Here is a 19360-nt window from a genome sequence, read left to right on the forward strand (position 1 = left end):
ATTATCCCCCTTCCAGGTGAAAAAGTTTTTTCAGGATCTCAATATAATAAGGTCTCTCTTCTTCCATCTCTTCCGCCTTCATCGTCACTATCGGTTCGTGAAGGATCTTGTTCACAATTGCCGATGTGCAGGCATTCAGTTCCTCGCGCTCTCCAGCGGTCAGATGAGGGTGTTTTGAAAAATAACGCTCCGTCTCTTTATGTCTGATAAATTCCAGCTTCCTTTTCAGTTCCTCAATAGTCGGGGCGACAGATCTTTCCTGAAGACTCTTTTGAAACAGAAGGACCTCTTCAGCAATAATCCCCTCCGCCTTTCGAGCCTCCTTCTCGCGCTCCTTTTGATTCGCGAGGACAATCCCCTGAAGGGCATCCAAATCATAGAGATAAACATTCTCAATCTGGTTCACCTCCGGATCGATATTGCGCGGGACACCCAGATCGATCAGGAACATCGAGCGCCCCTTCCGTCGTGACATCGCCTTACGGACCTGGTCCGGTTTAAGAAAAACAGTCTCGGTTGCCAGAGACGAGATGAGGATATCAGACTCCTCCAAAGAAGAATCGAGAAGACTCAAAGGGCGAGCTTCCCCTTCAAATTGACCCACCAGCGCCTCGGCATTTTCAAGGCTTCGATTCACCATAATAATTTTTTTGACCCCCCGCTCCTGAAGATGCCGACAGGCGAGAGACCCCATCTCCCCAGCCCCCAAGACAAGAACCGTCTTTTCATCGAGACTCTCAAAAATCTTGGTAGCCAGAATCACCGCCGCATAACTTACCGAAACGGGGTACTGCCCAATCGCTGTTTCGTTGCGTACCCTCTTCGCGACCCGCAAGGAACGATGCACGAGTCTGTTCAAAAAACTTCCGGTCGTTTTGCTTTCAACAGCGATTTTGTACGCCTCCTTCACCTGTCCCCCGATCTGTGGCTCTCCAAGAACCATGGAATCGAGCCCTGCCGTCACACGAAAGAGGTGGGCAATCGCCTTCTCTTCACTTTTAAGATAAAGGTGTGGGGTCAACGCCTCTTCTGACAAGGAACTCAGACGGACAAAAAGGGTCTTGGCCCACCCGGCGCCCCGCTCCACATGCTTCGCAAAAAGATAGGTCTCGACACGATTGCAGGTCGAGATCGCCAACGCCTCCTGAACATCGTCCGAGGAAACGAGCCCTTTAAGCAGCTCGGAGAGTTTTTCTCCAGAAACGGCAAGCTTTTCCCTGAGCTCCAGGGGGGCTGTCCTATGCGAAAGGCCGAGAACAAGAAATGGCATTATAAACCTCGATGATGGATCCCTAAGAAGATCAAAACTACTGTCATAAATCCGATTAACGAAAGAAGGATTCCACGTCTCCCACGCCAACCGGAACGAATCCGGACATTTAAAAAGAAGGCATAAATCGCCCAGGTAAAGAGTGAGGCGATCTGCCTGGGATCATCGGTAAAAAACCTCCCAAACACCTTTTTCGAAAGAAAGGCGCCAAAAAGCATCCCGAGAGAGAGAAGAAGAAAACCGACACTCAAAACCTTGTAGTGAATTCGATCCATGATCTCCTGAGAGGGAATCCTCTGAAACCACGGCGGGATCGGTCGCTGTTTTTTCAAACGTCCCTCCTGAAACAGGTAGAGCAACCCCACCAAAAAACTCACCGCGAAGGTGAGAAGGGCCGCCACCATAAAGATCAAATGGGTTGTCCCAAGCAGGCTCATAGAAACTCCTCTCCAAAATGATCCCTCACCAAAGATCTGATTTTTTCCGAATCATTTGCCCGAATCGCCTCCAGGATCGGGGAGCGAACAAAGAGACTGAATTTTTCCTCATACTTTCTTCTCTCTTCCGGTGGAATTTTCGCTCGAATACCGGCCAAAAGGGCGGTTAGATCGCCGTACTCTTCGCCGAACTGAGCCTCCAACTCCTCCCGAATTTTTTTCGCCAGCGCCGGTGATCCCCCTCCTGTAGAAATCGTTAAAAGAAATTCCCCACGAGCGACCTTGGCCGGAAAGACAAAATCACAAAACTCAGGTTTGTCGACGATATTCAAAAGAACGTTTTCGGAGGTTGCCTCATCACGAAGTTCAAGATTCAGGGCCCGATCATCCGTCGCCGCGATCGCTGCGAAGGCTCCCCGAAGATCACCCGTGACATATCCCCTCTCCTTCAATCGGATCGCCCCCTTTTGAGCTAATTGTTTTAATTCCGGGTGGGACTCAGGGGCAACCACTTCAACAACCGCCCCTGCCTCAATAAGGCCTAAAACCTTCCGATAAGCAACGCTCCCGGCACCGATCACAACGACCTTTTTGCCCTTAAGATCAAGATTGATTGGATAATATCTCATATAAGACAGCACCCTAGGCCAAAATCCCTTGCTTTTTCAAATGGCAAATTTTAAGAGTTTTTCATGTCTTCAGAAAATTTAAAAATCGCGACGGATCAAAATTTCGAGAAAGAGGTGCTCAAAGGTGCCCGACCGGCGATCGTCGACTTCTGGGCCACCTGGTGCGCCCCTTGCCGAGCCCTTGCCCCACTTATTGAAGAGGTAGCGACCCAATATGCCGGCCGTATTGATGTCTACAAAATGGATGTTGATAGCAATCAAGAAACCCCTGCCCGTTTTGGAATTCGCGGGATTCCCACAGTGATCCTTTTCAAAGGGGGACAGGCGGTTGATCAAGTGGTTGGCGCCGTTCCTAAGGCTCAAATTGAGGCATTATTGAAAAAAGCTCTTTAAAAAAGGGGGGGGTATGAGTCACGAACAAGTGATCTCCGTGGATAACAAGGAGCTCCCAGAACTCTACAAACAGCTCTTAGCCCTCGCCCGTCAAAAAGATCCCGGCCAAAAAGAAGAGGTCGCCTTTCCCGAAGATCTCTCGGTCACTGACCTAACCTCCAGACCTTCTGATTTCTCACTTGCCGTTACCAGCGGTGAACACTCCCATACCGTTTATGAGGATCGGTGGCTCAAGGGAATTTACGCGATCGGCAGATATTGGGATCTTGTGAGCGATGACAAGATCGACGGAAACATCGACTTGAGTAAGGTCGATTCCGAAATCTCCCTGGAACCGATCGAGGCGGTCCGATCGTGGCTCCCGTACAAAACAGCACTGCATCTGACCGCCAATTCCGTGGTCCGAATCGATATTATTGACAAGAAAAAGAAACAACCGATCTCCTGTGGTTCCGGTGGGGTCTGGCATGTCGAAAAAGACCCCGGAGGGGCCGGTTACATCAACTACATCGTGACCAACTATCATGTTGTCGAAGAACTTGATCAAAAGGTCGAGGTAACGCCGAAACTGAAACCCCAAGATGATCCTACGGCAGCACCTGAGATAGAATTCAAGATCGAGTTTAAAGAGACAGAGGCGGTGGTGAATGTCGAAGACCCCTTTGGCAAAGAGTCGAAATTTGCCCTCGACAGGGTGATCTATCGAAGCAAGGACAATCCCGACATCGCCCTCCTCGTTGTCCGTACGAAGGACAACGTCTTAAAACCTCTGGAAAGGGAAATCCCCTCTAATCCAAGAACATTGATTGCTCAGGAGGTGATCATTACCGGTGCAGCGGTCTGTCTCAGAGGTTTTGCGAAAGGCATGATTTCCGCTTATCGCGCAAAAGGGGTTGTTGATGAGGCCGAATATTACCAGGTGGATGCCGCACTGAATCCAGGTCACAGTGGCGGACCGACCCTCCGACTCCACAGTCATCGAATAGTCGGGGTGAATGTCGGCAAGCTGACCGGCGACGCTATTGATAATATCGGGCTCGTGATCCCCCTCTCACAAATCGATCGTTTGATTGAAGGGGCTATCAGAGAAGACCTCGAAGCGAGGAAGAAGGCACTCAAGTCCTTAAAAGGGGCATCAACGCCTCAGCAGTATCTTAAAGTCCTTGGCGGGATGTGGGGTAGCGGACACTAATCCAAAGACACCCCTGAAAAGTGAAGCCCCAAGATCACAAGCCCGATCAGGATTCGATAATAACCAAAAATCTTGAAACCGTGACGTGTCAGGAACGTGATGAACGACTTGATCGCGATCAAGGCAACACCAAAGGCGACCAGATTGCCAATCAACAACTCCGGCCAGACATTTCCTAACCCGTTCCCCTGTTCATAAAAGGCCCATAGTTTGTACACGGTAGCGGCAAACATCGTCGGAACCGCGAGAAAAAAGGAAAACTCCGCCGCTGTCTTGCGTGTTAATTTTTGCGACAGCCCTCCGATGATCGTTGCCGCGGAACGCGAGACGCCCGGGATTATCGCGACCGTCTGAAAACAGCCGATCCAAAACGCCGTTCGATAAGAGACCTCCTCCTTACTCTCGGGACCTTCCCGAAACAGACGATCGATGAAGAGGAAAATAACGCCGCCGATCAAAAGAGAGACCGCGACGACGATCACGCTTCCAAGGAGTTGATCAATCCAGTCATCCAGCAACTTTCCAATCACGGCAGCAGGCAAAAACGCAACGAGGAGCTTGGCGTAAAAGACAGTCGACTGAAAAAAACGCCTCCAATAAAGAACAATGACAGAAAGAATCGCCCCAAACTGGATACAGACCGTGAACATCTTCGTAAACTCCTGCCCAGCGATCCCCATTGCCGAAGAGGCGATGATCATATGTCCTGTCGAGGAAATCGGAAGGAATTCCGAAAATCCTTCGATAATCGCCAGGATGATTGCCTGATAAACTGACATCGATCCTCCGTTAGAGGATTTTTGAAGGGTCCGCAAGTTTGTTAATCTTTTAAATGAGATTTTGAGCATCTTTATTCAATCTATTACGATAACCTTAAAGAGTATCATATGGTTAGAATTGGAGTTTCCCCTATAAGACTTATCGAAAAGGCAGTGCATGAGCTGGTAGCCACTGGATCGATGACCGAGGCTCGTTTACAACTGGAATCACTGGTGACCCAAGCCTTCAGACGAATAGTCGAAACTAAGAGATTTTTGGCGGCTGCTGGCCTGTCTGGACGTGATACAATCGGTTCCATGAGATGGTACGATGACGATGAGTTTTGGAGGATTATGGCGCCAAAAATTTTTGGCGCTAAAACGCAATCGACTACCCAAGCTGAAGTCGAACAATTAATTGCCCTCATGAAGCTTACATCCGGCTCTTCTGTACTTGACCTGGCCTGTGGTCAGGGACGACATTCACTCGAGCTGGCGCGTCGAGGATATCGCGTCACGGGGGTTGATCGGACAAGAGATTATCTCGAAACAGCGAGGAAGAGTGCGTCAAGAGAGAGACTCATCGTTGAATGGGTTGAAGGTGACATGAGAGAATTCTGCCGACCGGATTCCTTTGATGGAGGAGTCAATCTTTATACATCGTTCGGATATTTTGCGGACCCTGCTGATGATCTCAGGGTTCTTACTCATGTTTATGAATCTCTACATCCCGGCTCTCCATTTGTCATAGATGTTGTCGGCCAAGAGGTGTTTCTTCGTAGTTTTACGAGACAAGCCACATTTGATATCGACGGAATTCATTTTCTAGAAGAAAGGATTTTAAGCGCCGATCGGACGATCTTAACGACTCAATATACCGCAACTCAGGGTAGATCACGACGGACATTTACAATCTCACATAGACTTTATTCTGCTGAGACCCTGACAGCGCTATTAAGAACTGCCGGCTTTAAAGGAACCCGTGTCTTTGGTTCTCTAGAAGGAACCCCCTACGACGAATCAGCAAAACGACTCGTCGTACTTGCGCACAAGTAAAAACGTTCTTTCGGTATTAATCTGAAATGACTCCCTTAAATTTCTTTAAATTACGCAGATCGATCGCATGTCCTGGGTATTCTTTAAAGAGAGTAATCCGCTCCTCCTGCTCAAAACGATTCCCATCCACTGAAGACTGAATCGTAATGTAACGATGATGGGGAGAGACGAAGGATGACATCGTCGAACTTCCCTCTTGACTGTATTCTGACTTAGCATCGGCACAAACCCTAGCATTTGACTCTGTCTTCCAACACATTCTAAAAAAACCATTTACTGTCCCGCTACTCGTTGGGGTCCACACTTCAACAGCCGGTTCCACAGAGGCTAAAGCAACCTTCGGTGTTTCTCCTTTCAACTCATAACGAGCAGTGATCATCCCCTTTGACCCCACATCATAAGTTACATTGCCTACAAATTCTTCTCCTGAAGAGAAAGAAACAGTCCGCGTAAATTTGATTACCTTCGCATCTCGGAACGGATTTAAGGCCTCGCCGACCGCCTTTGAACAACGTGGCTGCCCTGTCAGAATAATTGTGTTCAGGAATCTTTTGTCAAAATCGTCGGGGGTTTTAGTAAAATCAGCCGTTGCAATCAACTCGCCAGTATTTAAATCACAAAGGGTCTGCACATTGGCCTCTATATCTTCACCATTAATCTGCCCTGTTATGCTTCCTTTAGCCATGACAATGGACGAAGGAAGATTCGGCTTTTTTTGTTCTGCTCCAATCTCTGAAAAGACAATGGAAAAGAGTACGGTTAATCCGACCACTAATACGGCGCTTGATCTAGTATGTTTCATATTTCCCCCTTCTTGGTTAATAAAGTTCCAGTCGGGAGGATGCTATCTTAAAGTCATCCAACCGTCAATTTTTTATTGCGTTTGTTGATCTCGATCTGGAGGGCCTCTTCGCCAGTACTCATGACCCAGTTATGATTCCAACGAAAGAGTGGTTTTAAAAAGGGGGAAAACCACCTCACCAACCGTTTTTCAGCTCGAACATTCCAGTGAAATTCAATTTTCGTATCTGGGCCGTGCTGAGATAGCGTCCATAGACCTGTACCGACTAGCTCTCCTGAGACGCGTATTTCCAACTGCCAAGGAGGATCTTCTCGAACCAGTTCGGTCATAAATCGCAATGTATAGGGAAGTTTTGCTCGAACCTTCGAGATGACTTTTTTATCTGAAAGCAGTTTTGACTCCTGATACGCAGGTTGCCACCATCGGGCGTAATTGGCCCCATCCTTCAGGATGGCAAAAACCTCATGGCAGTCGCCTCGAATTTTCCAGTGGGTTACAAATTGATAGTCGTGATTCATTCAGTTAACTTTTCAAATAACCTGATCAATTTGATCTTCGCTAGCCGGTGGGTATCCCCCGGTGCCAGGCTCTCGCGCGGACCGGCAATATTCAGTGTCCGGATTCCATTATTTTGTAGCCAAAGTTTAAAAGAGGCATCGTCCTTGTTTGATTTCAAATCCAAAATCATGAATGGCTTCTCTAATTTTTTTGCCGTCTCAATAGTAAAAAGTGTGCCGCTACTTGGCTTCCCGAAACCAAGCACAAGAGTCCCATCAGAGTCTCTGACGTTCCACTCGGTACGCTGGCTATAATCACGAAGGGGTGTTTCTTGAAGCGGGTATTTTTCATCGATAACTCCATCTTCGGCAATCCTCCCTTTGGGACACCAACCCCCACAAGGAATACCCAATTCCAAGGCAGAATCGAGCGCCGCACGGTCCACGCCTGTTTGCCCCCCAGAAATGATTTTAATTTTATTAATGATCATACAAACTCTATAGTAATTTCAATAACATATGCCAGGTTTCAAGATTTTCAAGATTTTAATAATAGAGACGAACAACTCAGTCTCATTGGTGAGCGATAATAAAGGTAAATGGAGGCAAACTTATGAGTGCAACACCCCCCGTGACAGTGACAAATGGTGGCTCCTTAACCCTTCCAAGTAAAGGAGACACTGCCGAGGTAGCTCTTCAAGGTAGCTGTTCCTCAGCATACTTCTGTAAGCCGGTCGAGGTTCGACTGGAAGACCCCAGTGCTCCAAGGGGTTCAAGTTTAACCCTTGATAGCGGAGAAAGTTTTAGTGTTACTGTTGGCGGCAGAATTATTCCGGCAGAGGGTAACTATAGAGATGGTTTTCATCTCGAAGTCACATTAGATCATCCGAGAACTTTCCCATCTGATGACAAAAGAATTGCGATCAGGCCCTATCGGCAAGGTCAGTTGGTGACGGTAGGCACTAAGGGTGAACCGATCGTCCCACCGACTCCTGAGGAAAGTGCGGCTATGCTTCTGGCAGAGAGACCTAGACGTAAACACCCTAAATCCTATTCAGTGACTCTGAAACCCACCGAAGCCCCGTCCGAGCAAGTCACTGTTAAAGGCGCTCGCGGCAAAGATGTTACGATTCATCTCGACGACTATGATCCCGCTAAAAACGGGACGGCAGTATTAATCCGAAGCAGAGTACCCTTTTTAGTTTCTGGAATGGAAGTGGGCGAGGGCCGCAAAGATTCTTATGGATATTATAGCGCCGATATCGACACAGAAGATCCAAGGGTCATGGATCAGGGAGCTCATACAATAGTTGTCACACCGGTATCACCAAACCAGGAGTTCCGTGTCGATACCTTAAGAAGGGCTGAATATATTGCTGACCCACATCCCCACTTGAAACAATAAATACAAACTTCAGATCCCAGCTCAAACTTCCGGCTGGCGGCCAAGCCTTTTTACTACCGCGCCGTTTGCCTTCAGCCACTGGCTGAAGTTTACCGGCTTGCTTCCTACAACTTGCCGTGGTCGCATTTGGCGGCGGCGGCCCCGTTTTGTAATTTGCGTCCCGAACAGTGCGTGATTCTGAAACGGGTTGTTTCTTTTAAAATAAGCTGGCAAAGTTAAAGTGGCTTCAATCCTTAGATCCTCGTCGAGAAATTTTCTCTGGATTAAATATAATGAGATTAGTTGATGGCATCCACATGTCTGGCATACGAGACCTCACTGACTCGTAGATAATCCCGTCAAAACCGTTCTCTACAGCTGTAACTGCAATTTGTTCGGTCACTTTATAAGAAACTGCCTGATCCCTTGACTGGAGTATGTCAGAATAAAATGAGACTTCCTCGGGCCACGGACCTTCGTCTTCAATCAGTCCAATTAACGGGTGTGTAGGTCTACTCAAATCGAGAAGGATTACGTCTCTGTGAAGTTTGTACGAGCGTGGATAACCGGTGTAGTCAGGATGGAGATCCGCTTTCCCTGAAAGATAGGGATCGAGATCCTTATAAAAAGTCAGATCTTCCTTGTCACGAAGTGACCTAATTGTTTCACAGCACATGGTGGCAAAATCCTCTGCAAAATAGGCAATGGGCTCTCCCGGAAGGTTAAAGCGACCAACTGACCTTGGGTAAAAGACGTCTCGTTTATAAGGAACTTCCCGATTTCCGTACAAATCAATCTGCTCGAGAAAACCGTCATTTAAATGTGGTTCGGGTCTTCTGAGGTAGAGCTTTCCATTCCACCATTCCCTTTTTATCCATCGAGTGTTTTTGCCCCGCGCATACCAATTTCCCCATTGAATTTTTCCAATTTCTGGCAGAAGAAGTTCTAGGGAAGTCGTACGAGTCTTTTTTCTTTTCATGTTCACAAAGATGGCGCTTTAATGCCTATTTAATCTGAATCGAGAGCTTCTTCCCCGTCGCTGCGGCAAACCGCGCCAAGGCGTCAATACTGACGTTTGCATCACTCATCAGGCGCTGGACCTGGGAAACGCTACTTCTCATTCTTTTGGCCAACTGGCGGATACTCAGGCGCTTTTGTTTGACGATTCTTCGAACCATCTGCCCGATCATGATCTCGGCCGTTACCTTCTGAGGAGGACAACCTCCCCTTCAAAAAACCCATAAAAGACCCGGTGACGACCTGCCCTAATCTCAAAGAGATCCTTTTGTCCTGCCATCTTTCTCCCATGCGGCATATCGAGCCTGCCGGTTACTTCCAAGACACGCAGGCATCCTCCGATCTTGGCCCGGTCCTTGGCGGACAATTCTTTTATGTAATCCTTTACAGGCTCATCACCACGTGCCGTTTGGAAGAACCGGATCTCGAGTTTCACTAAGGATAGATGTACCAACAAACAGGTACGGAGTCAACCCTAAGAATTAAGCGGGTGATAAGTGTAACGGGATTCATCCTTCCCCCGGCGCTTTGCGCCTCCTCCAGGATCCGGCCGCCCTCGCTGTCGTTCGGCCTGGAGTAGGCTAGGCCTCACTTTTCGTCCACTGGACGCGCTTCGGGTCGGCTTCTCATCCCGTGTCGAGATCAAAAAAATCGGCTCAAACCACAAGGGTTCGAGCCGATTTTTTGCGTGAATTAGTGGCCCAAGTTCGAACCTTTTACGAGGAAAATCTATAGAAAAATTGGACGGGATTTTTTGGATGATTGGAAAATATTTTTTTCGAACGTCTTACTTCCCACTTGTCCCTCACTTGCCTGCCCGCCTCTGGCGGGGCCCAGCGACTCGCCCCCCAAGGAAAAACCAAAGTGTCACCGAGGCCACAGCGCCGCTCCTCCCCCCGCCTCTCCGTCGCGGCGCCGTGGCAACCGGGGAGGGAGGGGAGACTAGATGCGCCTAGGCGCATTTAGCGCATATTTTAGTGGAAACGGGCGATCGGATCAGGTAGTCTCCATGACAATGACGACCTCCCTCACCGATACTGCCCCTTACAGAAAACTGGTCGCTGACCTCAAAACTCTCTTGGAGAAAGGCAAGACCGAGGCCGAAGCTGAGGTTAACCGAATCCGGGTCGAGACCTACTGGAAGATGGGGAAACGGATCGCCGAGATGAAAGAGACAGCGGATCCTGCCGAAGAAGGGCAACTCATCTCTACCCTCTCCGAAGGACTGGGCCTCGATACCTCTCTCCTCTACCGAATCCTCCAGATTTACAGAACCTGGCCCGAAGAACTCCCCTCAATGGAAGAAGCGACTCAACTTAGCTGGGCCCATTACGTTGAGCTCCTCTCCGTCAAAGACAAGAGGGAGAGAGATTTCTATTTCAAGACCGCATCTCTCGAGGAGTGGAGCCGCGATACCCTCCGCAAGGCGATCCAGAAGGATTTTTACAACCTCCAAAAGTCGCCAAAGAAATTGAAATCAGGCAAGGCGACCCTCGAACGTGGCGGTGATCCACTTCACATCTACAAAGCGATCGTCGAGAAGGTGGTGGATGGGGACACCTTGGCTGTCCGCATCGACTTGGGCTTTGCCGTATGGGTCAACCAGCGAATCCGGTTTCGGGGGATCAACACGGCCGAACTCGTCAAAGATGGGATCAAGACCGGCAAGGCCCCCGACCGGGCCGATCAGGCCAAGAGCTTCGTGGAGGGGAGGCTCAGGGACATTGAGTTTGTCGTCATCAAAACTTACAAGACCGACATGTACGGCCGCTACGTCGCTGATGTCTTTTATCACCCGACGATCAAGAAGAAGGAGGAGGTTTACGAGAAGGGGTTTTTTCTGAATACGGAGCTTTTGGCTGAAGAGCTTGCTGATATTGTGGTCTGATGAAAATACCATTCAAGAACTAGACAATCCGCTGATAGTTTCGTAGGTTAGATGGGAAACTGGAAAAAGTTTGTAGGGAATCTCTTATGTTCGAACAAGCTTTCAAAAATATCGACGACGTCCTCTGGAAAGATGCCGGTTGCACCAGCGAGCTGGATTACACCGAGCAGACCTCCTGGCTCCTGTTCCTGAAATACCTCGACGCGCTGGAGCAGGATAGAGCCACTGAAGCCGCGTTGGACGGGAAGAAGTACACCTACATCCTTGACAAACCTTATCGCTGGGAAACCTGGGCCGCCCCCAAGGGCAAGGACGGCAAGCTCGATCACAACGCCGCCCTAACCGGCGATGACCTCCGCGACTTCGTCAATCAGAAGCTCTTTCCCTACCTGCACGACTTTAAGCAGAAGGCGAGCGGGCCGAATACGGTCGAATACAAGATTGGGGAGATCTTCGGAGAGATTAAGAACAAGATCCAGAGCGGCTACAATCTGCGCGAGATCATCGACCACATTGACGAACTGCGCTTCCGTTCCCAGACGGAGAAGCACGAGCTCTCCTACCTCTACGAGGCCAAGATCAAAAACATGGGAAACGCCGGGCGCAACGGCGGCGAGTATTACACCCCGCGCCCGCTCATTCGCGCCATCGTTCAGGTTGTGAAACCTATGGTCGGCGAACGCATCTACGACGGCGCAGTCGGCTCGGCGGGCTTCCTCTGCGAGTCGTTCGATTACCTCAAATCCAGGGGCAACCTCACCACCAAAGACCTCGCCACGCTCCAGACCCGCACCTTCTATGGCAAGGAAAAGAAGTCACTCGCCTACGTCATCGCGATCATGAACATGATCCTGCATGGGCTAGAAGCGCCCAATGTCATCCACACCAATACGCTCACCGAGAACTTGGCCGACATTCAGGAAAAAGATCGCTACGACGTAATTCTGGCCAATCCTCCTTTCGGGGGTAAGGAGCGCAAGGAGGTCCAGCAAAACTTCCCGATCCGCACCGGCGAGACCGCCTTCCTCTTCCTCCAGCACTTCATCAAGAGCCTGAAGGCCGGCGGGCGCGGCGGCGTGGTCATCAAGAACACCTTCCTCTCCAATACCGACAACGCTTCGGTGAGTCTGCGCAAGCTCCTGCTGGAAACTTGCAACCTCCACACCGTGCTCGACTGCCCCGGCGGCACGTTCCAGGGCGCGGGCGTGAAGACCGTGGTGCTCTTCTTCGAGAAGGGCAGTAAGACGCGCAAAGTCTGGTACTACCAGCTCGATCCCGGCCGCAATCTCGGCAAGACCAACCCGCTCAACGACGCCGACCTCGCCGAGTTTGTAAAGTTGCAAAAGACCTTCGCCGACTCGCCGAAGTCTTGGAGGGTGGATGCCAAGAGCATTGACCCGACAACCTTCGACCTCTCCGTGAAGAACCCGAATGGCGGCGAGGAAATCGCGCACCGTAGCCCGGAGGCAATCATGGACGAAATCGCCGCGCTGGATGCCGAGAGTGCGGAGGTGCTGGGGAACATCAGGAGACTGCTATGAAAATTATGCCCGTGCTTTTTGAACAACACGAAATCCGGCGTATTTACGATGAGAAGACCGAAACCTGGTTTTTTTCCGTTGTGGATATTATTCAGGTACTGACGCAACAGCCTGACTTCCAAGCGGCGAGAAACTACTGGAAGGTTTTAAAAAATCGTCTTGGCAAGGAAGGAAGCGAGTCGGTTACAAAATGTAACCGACTGAAATTGCCCGCCGCCGACGGTAAAAGCTACCTCACCGACGTCGCCAATGCCGAAACCCTGCTGCGCCTCGTCCAGAGCGTTCCCAGCCCAAAGGCCGAGCCGATCAAGCTCTGGCTTGCCAAAGTCGGCCACGAGCGGATGCAGGAAATGGCCGATCCGTCCCTTTCCCTAAACCGCGCCCGTGCCACCTGGCAGAGACATGGCCGCAGCGAGAAGTGGATTCAGCAACGGATGACCGGGCAGGAAACCCGCAACAAACTCACCGACTACTGGGCCACGCACGACATCAAGAAAGGCGATGAATACGCCATCCTCACCAACCTCATTCATGAGGAATGGAGTGGGGTCAGCGTCAAGGTCCACAAGGATTTGAAAGGTCTCAAAACCCAGAACCTCCGTGACCACATGAGCGAGGCCGAGCTCATCTTCACCGCACTTGCCGAACTCTCCACCCGCCAGATTGCCGAGACCACCGCCGCCACCGGTATGGTGGAAAACAAGACCGCCGCGAAGACCGGCGGCAAGATTGCCAAGCGCGCCCGCTTGGAACTCGAAGCCAAGACCGGCAAACGAGTCGTGACCGGCGAAAACTACCTGCCGCCGGGCGGCGTCAAACGAATCAAAGGCTCAAACGATGAATAAAACCGGCGCCGTTGAGAAACCTCGTGCCAGACACCGGGAGCAAGGAGGTGTTGCAAGCCATCCGAGGGCTGAGATGAAGGCGGGATGGCAAAAAATGCCCCTGGCTGAAGTCTGCGAGGTCTTTGCAGATGGCGACTGGGTTGAGAGCAAAGATCAATCTCCCGATGGCGTCCGCCTCATTCAAACCGGCAATGTCGGCCAAGGCGTGTTCAAGGATCGAGGTGAGAACGCCCGCTACATTTCCGAGGCGACCTTCAAACGCCTGAGATGCACTGAGATTTTCGAGGGCGATTGCCTAATTTCAAGGCTGCCTGATCCGGCGGGGCGAAGCTGCATACTGCCTGACACAGGCGAACGGATGATCACAGCCGTTGATTGCACGATTGTTCGCTTCAGCGCGAAGCAGGTTATTCCGGCGTTCTTCAACTACTACTCTCAGTCTCGAGACTATTTGAAGGATGTCGATTCTGAAACAACCGGTACAACGAGGAAGCGAATTAGCAGGGGCAAGCTCGGAGAGATTCAAATTCCCATCGCACCGCTCCCCGAACAACAGCGGATCGTCGGCATCCTCGACGAGGCGTTTGAGGGGATCGCCGTAGCCATTGCCAATGCCGAAAAGAACCTCCAAAACGCGCGCGCCCTCTTCGAAAGCCACCTCCAATCCGTCTTCACCCAGCGCGGGGAGGGATGTGTAGAGAAAAAGTTAAGTGAAGTTTGCTCGATCACATCAACCCTCGTTGATCCTCGCAAAAAGGAGTTTCTCGATTTAATTCATGTGGGAGCGGGAAACATCGTGTCAAAGACGGGCGTCTTCGTTGACCTCAAGACTGCGCGGGAAGAGGGTCTGATTTCGGGGAAATTTCTTTTCGACAAATCGATGGTACTCTACAGCAAGATTCGTCCTTACCTTATGAAGGTGGCGCGTCCCGATTTCGACGGTTTGTGCAGCGCTGACATGTATCCGCTTGCACCGTTGTCAAAAGAGATCGCCCGCGACTATCTTTTCCACCTGTTGCTGAGCAAAAGTTTTACCGACTACGCAATCCAAGGTTCGGCCCGCGCAGGAATGCCAAAGGTCAATCGGGAGCACTTGTTCGAATTCAAGGTGTGGCTACCCAACGTGAAGAAGCAAAAGGAACTAGCCGAAAACCTCGACGACCTCCACGAAGAAACCCAACGCCTCGCCACGATCTACGAGCGTAAGCTCGCCGCACTGGAGGCGTTGAAAAAGTCGCTGTTGCACCAGGCCTTCACCGGCCAACTCGGAGCGCAAGCCGCATGAACGAAGCCGAAACTAGAGCCGAGCACATTGATCCCGCCCTGAAGACGGCGGGTTGGGGCGTCGTCGAGGGCAGCAAGATCCGGCGCGAGTATCCGATTGCACCCGGTCGCATCGAAGGACACGGGCGGCGGGGCAAACCGCTGACGGCGGATTATGTGCTGGAGTATCGCAACACCAAGCTTGCTGTTATCGAGGCCAAGGCATGGGACGAAGAACTGACCGAAGGGGTGGGACAGGCGAAGAATTATGCCGAAAAGCTCGCCATCCGGTACACCTATGCCACCAATGGGAATGGCATCTACGGCATCGACATGGAGACCGGCAAGGAAGGCGAGGTGCCACGGTATCCCAGCCCGGACGATCTCTGGGGCTTGACCTTTGCCAAAGCGAACGACTGGCACAACCGCTTCTCTGCCGTGCCATTCGAAGACAAGGGAGGCTCGCATCCGAGTCGTTACTATCAGGACATTGCCGTTGGTCGGGTCATGGAGGCTATCGCGGAGAACCGCCAGCGCATCCTGCTCACTCTCGCCACCGGCACCGGCAAGACCTTTATCGCGTTTCAGATCGCATGGAAGCTGTTCCACAGCCGCTGGAATCTTGGCCGTACACCATCCCGCCGCCCCCGCATCCTGTTTCTGGCAGATCGGAACATCCTCGCCAACCAGGCCTACAACGCCTTCTCCACATTCCCGGAGGACGCTCTGGTACGGATCGAGCCGGGGGACATCCGCAAAAAGGGCAAGGTGCCCAAGAACGGCAGCCTGTTTTTTACCATCTTCCAGACCTTCATGAGCGGCCCGCCGAAGGACGGCAAGCCGTCGCCTTATTTTGGCGAGTATCCCCCGGATTTTTTTGATTTCATCATTATTGACGAATGCCATCGGGGTGGCGCGAACGACGAGAGTAATTGGCGCGGGATTCTGGACTACTTTGCCCCAGCGGTGCAGTTGGGCATGACCGCCACGCCCAAGCGCAAGGACAACGTGGACACCTACGCCTACTTCGGTGATCCGGTCTACATCTACTCGCTCAAAGAAGGCATTAACGACGGCTTTCTCACGCCGTTCAAGGTGAAGCAGATTTCCACAACGCTTGATGAGTATACCTACACGCCCGACGATAAGTTGATTGAGGGCGAGATCGAGGCGGGCAAACGCTACGAGGAACCGGAATTCAACGTAGTCATCGAGATCAGGGAGCGTGAGGAGCACCGGGTGGCTTTATTCATGAGCCTGATTGACCAAAACGAGAAGACGCTGGTCTTCTGCGCCACGCAAGATCACGCGCTGGCCGTGCGGGATCTTATCAACCAGATGAAGACGAGCAATGACCCGAACTACTGCCAGCGGGTCACCGCCAACGACGGCGCACTTGGTGAGCAGCACCTGCGCGACTTTCAAGACAACGAGAAGGCGATCCCGACGATCCTGACCACCTCGCAAAAGCTCGCCACCGGCGTCGATGCGCGCAACATTCGCAATATCGTCTTGATGCGCCCGATCAATTCGATGATCGAGTTCAAACAGATCATCGGACGCGGCACACGGCTTTACGATGGGAAGGACTACTTCACGATCTACGACTTTGTGAAGGCGCATCATCATTTCAACGATCCGGAATGGGATGGCGAGCCGATTGAACCGGAGCCGAAGCCATTACCGCCGGACCGACCACCACCCGGTCCGCCTGTGCCTCCGGGCCCGAGACCAGGCCCCGGTCCGCGTCCGCAAAAGATTAAGATCAAACTCGCCGACGGCAAGGCCCGCACCATCCAGCACATGATGGCGACAAGCTTCTGGCATCCGGACGGCACCCCCATGTCCGCACAGCAGTTCATGGAGCTTCTTTTCGGAAAACTTCCCGAGTTCTTCAAGAATGAGGACGAATTACGCGCCCTGTGGAGCGCGCCGGACACGCGCGCAAAACTTTTGCAAGGACTCGCCGAGAAAGGTTTTGGTCACGATCAACTGGCCGAGATGCAAAAGATCATCGACGCCGAGAAAAGCGACCTGTTCGACGTGCTGGCGCACGTGGCCTACGCCATGCCACCGCTCACCCGCGAGCAAAGGGCGGCAAATGCCAAAATCATCATCAGCACGCATTTCAACAGCAAACAGCAGGTCTTCCTCGACTTTGTGCTCTCGCATTACGTGAGCGTCGGTGTGGAAGAACTCGACCAGCAAAAACTGACCCCGTTGCTCCGGCTCAAATATCACGACTCCATCGCCGACGCTGTGGCCGACCTCGGCAAGCCGGACGAGATCGGGAAGGTGTTCACGGGATTTCAGAAGTATCTCTACCAAGAGGTGGCGTGAGTGTGGCGGCATTGATGAAAACTAAATGGGCCAGACAGGAGCAACAATGGAGAATGTGTACACAATCGAAAGGATTAGAAAAACGGTCAAAATGGATCAATCCAAGTTTGCGACTGTGGTTGGTATTCCTGAGGAGAGAATTCGAGATCTTGAACTAAGCGGCCAACCTCCCTCAGCGGAGGAACTCAAGAAGATAACCAATGCGCTCGCGGCATATTATAGAACGCCTGCAAAGTTGCCTACGCTGGAAGCCGTTTACACAAGCCTCCTACAGCAAATTGCAGAGACGCTGTGGGGCAATTTAGAAAAACTTTCTCACCAATTCCTTCCCCAATTCGATGCCTATATTGAACCGCTTTACAGAGAGGCGAGAAACGCGATTTTTTTGGGTTTACATACAGCTGCGTTAGCGACTTCATGTGTTCTTTTGGAATACGTCATAAAAGATTTGATTCAAGATGGCCGAGAGAAGGCCAAAGGGACATCGTTAAACACACAAGAAGAAAAAGAGATTGAAAAGTTAATGTTTTGGAAGGCTATAGCGATAGCAGCAGAAGAAAAAATTATTGATGACGAAGAAAGGAAGAAGCTTCAATGGATCGGCGAATGGATGAGAAACCCATTGATGCATTCTAAATTATTGAAAATCACCGAAAATGATAAATGGGCTAACGTGCAGTCCGCTTCGATGAGCACAGGTGAAACGAAGATGATGGAATTAAATGGCAAAGACCACCGATTTATCAGGAAGGTTATCAAGCTTGAACGGGACAAGCAGGATGCTTGGCCATTCTTTCTCTGGGTCGAAAGCTTTATTGCCAAGAAATATGCTGGAACGATTGAAAAAGCCCAATCTGGTCAATTGGGCGCCATATTTAGGGTAGAAGGATAAAATGAGTACCACCAAAACACAGCAACTTTTAGACGAGCTTCTAAGTAAGGATCCTGCAAAGACCAGTCTCGACATCTATTCATTTATTCAGCAGCACAAGAGACTCTTCCTTGAGAAATTTGGAAATTTCGTGAAACAATTTGAAGATCTTTTTAATGAACTGAATTTGATCATCCAGCTTCTAAATTACGTTCCCAAGGACGGGTGGAAGCAAAGCAAAGGTGCTCAGTATCTTTTATATCCTGAGACAATGAAAACATTGCACAGGGCTTTTGAGGACACAATTGATGGTTACTATGACGAAGCGATGATATTGAACCGGAGTGTCTATGAGACATTTTTGAGGGTCGTTTTCGCCTCTTGTTACCCTAGCGATTATGAATCCATCTTCGTGCCAATTGCCGGAAAGCGTGCTTTTAATGTCACGAATTTTGTAAAAGACGATCTGAAACTCAATTGGGAGTTTCTCTACTCCATCATGTCAGCGATTCATCATTCCAAAAAAACTAAACATCTAAGGCGCATGAATGACCCTTCTCAGCAAAAAAACCCTATAATTCTCGAATACGAATCGAGCGAAGACGGAATGGCTATGTGCGTGAATATTACCTGTTTTAACCTTACTTGTCTTTTTCATGCCATCGCCTCAATTTTTGAAACGGACTTTCCCAATCACCCCGATCTTAAACTCCGTATAGATCGTATTCATAAAATTGACGAGGCCCTCTTGGGGATCATCGAAGCGAACCCAAAGAAGGATTTTAGTAATTTATCATCGGATATCAGAAAAATAGGTATGATCATCAAAGCATCAGGTCAAAACCAGGACTGGAAGAAAGTCGTCTAAGGCTTGAATTATACATTTTATGGCGGCTCCGGCTTCCTGTTATTGGAGAAGAAGGAGCGCCCCGAATTTTCTATTTCCCCACCGCCTCGCGACAACTGAGACAGTTTGCCACTTGCGACCGAGTGCCCACCCTCCCAGCCCTCCGCGGATCCCCGGCCCGCGCGTTGATTGATGCGGGGGGTTTAAAGGTGGCGCGGGCCTCGTAAAGCCGGGGCGAGTCGCTGGGCCCCGCCAGAGGCGGGCAGGCAAGTGAGGGACAAGTGGGAAGTAAGACGTGCAAGCCGAGTGACGGAGTTTACGACGGCGCGA

21 protein-coding genes are annotated in these 19360 nt (G+C 50.7%); 11 read left to right on the top strand and 10 right to left on the bottom strand.

What is annotated here, in order from left to right; all coding sequences use genetic code 11:
• Position 1: 1 nt before the first annotated feature.
• The 3 genes from HYT76_09170 to HYT76_09180 are packed head-to-tail and all read right to left on the bottom strand — an operon-like array spanning position 2 to position 2336.
• Positions 2–1270 carry a glutamyl-tRNA reductase gene (locus tag HYT76_09170; protein ID MBI2083715.1) on the bottom strand — a complete coding sequence of 423 codons (1269 nt, stop codon included), beginning with the start codon at positions 1268–1270 and terminating at the stop codon, positions 2–4.
• A complete protein-coding gene (gene ccsA / locus HYT76_09175; protein ID MBI2083716.1) occupies positions 1270–1707 on the bottom strand; it encodes a cytochrome c biogenesis protein CcsA in 438 nt (145 codons plus the stop codon). The genes HYT76_09170 and ccsA overlap by 1 nt, the downstream gene beginning before the upstream one ends.
• Complete coding sequence (locus tag HYT76_09180; protein ID MBI2083717.1) at positions 1704–2336, bottom strand: bifunctional precorrin-2 dehydrogenase/sirohydrochlorin ferrochelatase; 633 nt, start codon at positions 2334–2336, stop codon at positions 1704–1706. The genes ccsA and HYT76_09180 overlap by 4 nt, the downstream gene beginning before the upstream one ends.
• Before the next feature lie 63 nt (positions 2337–2399).
• On the opposite strand from HYT76_09180, the gene trxA reads away from it, so the two are divergent.
• Together trxA and HYT76_09190 are read left to right on the top strand one after the other, a co-directional pair.
• Positions 2400–2729, top strand: coding sequence for a thioredoxin (gene trxA, locus HYT76_09185; GenBank protein MBI2083718.1), 330 nt, complete (start codon positions 2400–2402; stop codon positions 2727–2729).
• A gap of 13 nt (positions 2730–2742) precedes the next feature.
• Entirely contained in the window at positions 2743–3921 is a 1179-nt protein-coding gene (locus HYT76_09190; GenBank protein ID MBI2083719.1) for a serine protease, read from the top strand.
• On the opposite strand, the gene HYT76_09195 is transcribed toward HYT76_09190, so the two are convergent.
• On the bottom strand, positions 3918–4700 hold the full coding sequence (locus HYT76_09195) for an undecaprenyl-diphosphate phosphatase (protein MBI2083720.1): 783 nt from the start codon (positions 4698–4700) through the stop codon (positions 3918–3920). The two genes, HYT76_09190 and HYT76_09195, sit on opposite strands and share 4 nt — an antisense overlap.
• 108 nt (positions 4701–4808) lie before the next feature.
• Here HYT76_09195 and HYT76_09200 point away from each other — a divergent pair, with 108 nt between their 5' ends.
• Positions 4809–5735 (top strand): class I SAM-dependent methyltransferase, encoded by a 927-nt coding sequence (locus HYT76_09200; protein ID MBI2083721.1) that lies wholly within the window; start codon positions 4809–4811, stop codon positions 5733–5735.
• A 16-nt stretch (positions 5736–5751) separates the two neighbouring features.
• On the opposite strand, the gene HYT76_09205 is transcribed toward HYT76_09200, so the two are convergent.
• From HYT76_09205 to HYT76_09215, 3 genes are read right to left on the bottom strand one after another with little or no spacing between them, the layout of a single operon-like run.
• Entirely contained in the window at positions 5752–6537 is a 786-nt protein-coding gene (locus tag HYT76_09205) for a hypothetical protein (protein MBI2083722.1), read from the bottom strand.
• A gap of 53 nt (positions 6538–6590) precedes the next feature.
• Positions 6591–7055: an SRPBCC family protein gene (locus HYT76_09210; protein ID MBI2083723.1), complete on the bottom strand. Its 465-nt coding sequence runs from the start codon at positions 7053–7055 to the stop codon at positions 6591–6593.
• Entirely contained in the window at positions 7052–7525 is a 474-nt protein-coding gene (locus tag HYT76_09215) for a putative molybdenum carrier protein (GenBank protein MBI2083724.1), read from the bottom strand. Before HYT76_09215 ends, HYT76_09210 begins: the two co-directional genes overlap by 4 nt.
• A 122-nt stretch (positions 7526–7647) precedes the next feature.
• Here HYT76_09215 and HYT76_09220 point away from each other — a divergent pair, with 122 nt between their 5' ends.
• Positions 7648–8439: a hypothetical protein gene (locus HYT76_09220; GenBank protein MBI2083725.1), complete on the top strand. Its 792-nt coding sequence runs from the start codon at positions 7648–7650 to the stop codon at positions 8437–8439.
• A 226-nt stretch (positions 8440–8665) separates the two neighbouring features.
• Here HYT76_09220 and HYT76_09225 read toward each other — a convergent pair whose 3' ends face one another.
• Genes HYT76_09225 through HYT76_09235 form a run of 3 tightly spaced genes read right to left on the bottom strand, consistent with a single transcriptional unit; the run spans position 8666 to position 9871 of the window.
• Positions 8666–9403: an RES family NAD+ phosphorylase gene (locus HYT76_09225; GenBank protein ID MBI2083726.1), complete on the bottom strand. Its 738-nt coding sequence runs from the start codon at positions 9401–9403 to the stop codon at positions 8666–8668.
• Positions 9404–9422: 19 nt separating this feature from the next.
• Positions 9423–9608: a helix-turn-helix transcriptional regulator gene (locus HYT76_09230; protein ID MBI2083727.1), complete on the bottom strand. Its 186-nt coding sequence runs from the start codon at positions 9606–9608 to the stop codon at positions 9423–9425.
• Positions 9609–9619: 11 nt separating this feature from the next.
• A complete protein-coding gene (locus HYT76_09235; protein MBI2083728.1) occupies positions 9620–9871 on the bottom strand; it encodes a type II toxin-antitoxin system RelE/ParE family toxin in 252 nt (83 codons plus the stop codon).
• 510 nt (positions 9872–10381) lie between these two features.
• On the opposite strand from HYT76_09235, the gene HYT76_09240 reads away from it, so the two are divergent.
• The 7 genes from HYT76_09240 (at position 10382) to HYT76_09270 (ending at position 19051) form a co-directional block, all read left to right on the top strand.
• Positions 10382–11323, top strand: coding sequence for a hypothetical protein (locus HYT76_09240; protein ID MBI2083729.1), 942 nt, complete (start codon positions 10382–10384; stop codon positions 11321–11323).
• An 86-nt stretch (positions 11324–11409) separates the two neighbouring features.
• A complete protein-coding gene (locus tag HYT76_09245; protein ID MBI2083730.1) occupies positions 11410–12864 on the top strand; it encodes an N-6 DNA methylase in 1455 nt (484 codons plus the stop codon).
• Positions 12861–13709: a hypothetical protein gene (locus HYT76_09250; GenBank protein MBI2083731.1), complete on the top strand. Its 849-nt coding sequence runs from the start codon at positions 12861–12863 to the stop codon at positions 13707–13709. Before HYT76_09245 ends, HYT76_09250 begins: the two co-directional genes overlap by 4 nt.
• Before the next feature lie 358 nt (positions 13710–14067).
• Entirely contained in the window at positions 14068–14994 is a 927-nt protein-coding gene (locus HYT76_09255) for a restriction endonuclease subunit S (GenBank protein MBI2083732.1), read from the top strand.
• Positions 14991–17312 (top strand): DEAD/DEAH box helicase family protein, encoded by a 2322-nt coding sequence (locus HYT76_09260; GenBank protein MBI2083733.1) that lies wholly within the window; start codon positions 14991–14993, stop codon positions 17310–17312. Before HYT76_09255 ends, HYT76_09260 begins: the two co-directional genes overlap by 4 nt.
• Positions 17313–17337: 25 nt before the next feature.
• Entirely contained in the window at positions 17338–18204 is an 867-nt protein-coding gene (locus tag HYT76_09265) for a helix-turn-helix transcriptional regulator (GenBank protein MBI2083734.1), read from the top strand.
• A gap of 1 nt (position 18205) precedes the next feature.
• On the top strand, positions 18206–19051 hold the full coding sequence (locus HYT76_09270; GenBank protein ID MBI2083735.1) for a hypothetical protein: 846 nt from the start codon (positions 18206–18208) through the stop codon (positions 19049–19051).
• The last annotated feature ends 309 nt before the right edge of the window (positions 19052–19360 follow it).

Source organism: Deltaproteobacteria bacterium, from assembly GCA_016180845.1.
In the GTDB taxonomy this organism is placed as follows: Bacteria; UBA10199; UBA10199; order JACPAL01; family JACPAL01; genus JACPAK01.

Bases quoted from the DNA above. Each gene is read 5' to 3' on its own strand.
- HYT76_09170 (MBI2083715.1), bottom strand. From the start codon at position 1,270: ATGCCATTTCTTGTTCTCGGCCTTTCGCATAGGACAGCCCCCCTGGAG.
- ccsA (MBI2083716.1), bottom strand. From the start codon at position 1,707: ATGAGCCTGCTTGGGACAACCCATTTGATCTTTATGGTGGCGGCCCTT.
- HYT76_09180 (MBI2083717.1), bottom strand. From the start codon at position 2,336: ATGAGATATTATCCAATCAATCTTGATCTTAAGGGCAAAAAGGTCGTT.
- trxA (MBI2083718.1), top strand. From the start codon at position 2,400: ATGTCTTCAGAAAATTTAAAAATCGCGACGGATCAAAATTTCGAGAAA.
- HYT76_09190 (MBI2083719.1), top strand. From the start codon at position 2,743: ATGAGTCACGAACAAGTGATCTCCGTGGATAACAAGGAGCTCCCAGAA.
- HYT76_09195 (MBI2083720.1), bottom strand. From the start codon at position 4,700: ATGTCAGTTTATCAGGCAATCATCCTGGCGATTATCGAAGGATTTTCG.
- HYT76_09200 (MBI2083721.1), top strand. From the start codon at position 4,809: ATGGTTAGAATTGGAGTTTCCCCTATAAGACTTATCGAAAAGGCAGTG.
- HYT76_09205 (MBI2083722.1), bottom strand. From the start codon at position 6,537: ATGAAACATACTAGATCAAGCGCCGTATTAGTGGTCGGATTAACCGTA.
- HYT76_09210 (MBI2083723.1), bottom strand. From the start codon at position 7,055: ATGAATCACGACTATCAATTTGTAACCCACTGGAAAATTCGAGGCGAC.
- HYT76_09215 (MBI2083724.1), bottom strand. From the start codon at position 7,525: ATGATCATTAATAAAATTAAAATCATTTCTGGGGGGCAAACAGGCGTG.
- HYT76_09220 (MBI2083725.1), top strand. From the start codon at position 7,648: ATGAGTGCAACACCCCCCGTGACAGTGACAAATGGTGGCTCCTTAACC.
- HYT76_09230 (MBI2083727.1), bottom strand. From the start codon at position 9,608: ATGATCGGGCAGATGGTTCGAAGAATCGTCAAACAAAAGCGCCTGAGT.
- HYT76_09240 (MBI2083729.1), top strand. From the start codon at position 10,382: ATGCGCCTAGGCGCATTTAGCGCATATTTTAGTGGAAACGGGCGATCG.
- HYT76_09245 (MBI2083730.1), top strand. From the start codon at position 11,410: ATGTTCGAACAAGCTTTCAAAAATATCGACGACGTCCTCTGGAAAGAT.
- HYT76_09250 (MBI2083731.1), top strand. From the start codon at position 12,861: ATGAAAATTATGCCCGTGCTTTTTGAACAACACGAAATCCGGCGTATT.
- HYT76_09255 (MBI2083732.1), top strand. From the start codon at position 14,068: ATGATCACAGCCGTTGATTGCACGATTGTTCGCTTCAGCGCGAAGCAG.
- HYT76_09260 (MBI2083733.1), top strand. From the start codon at position 14,991: ATGAACGAAGCCGAAACTAGAGCCGAGCACATTGATCCCGCCCTGAAG.
- HYT76_09265 (MBI2083734.1), top strand. From the start codon at position 17,338: ATGGGCCAGACAGGAGCAACAATGGAGAATGTGTACACAATCGAAAGG.
- HYT76_09270 (MBI2083735.1), top strand. From the start codon at position 18,206: ATGAGTACCACCAAAACACAGCAACTTTTAGACGAGCTTCTAAGTAAG.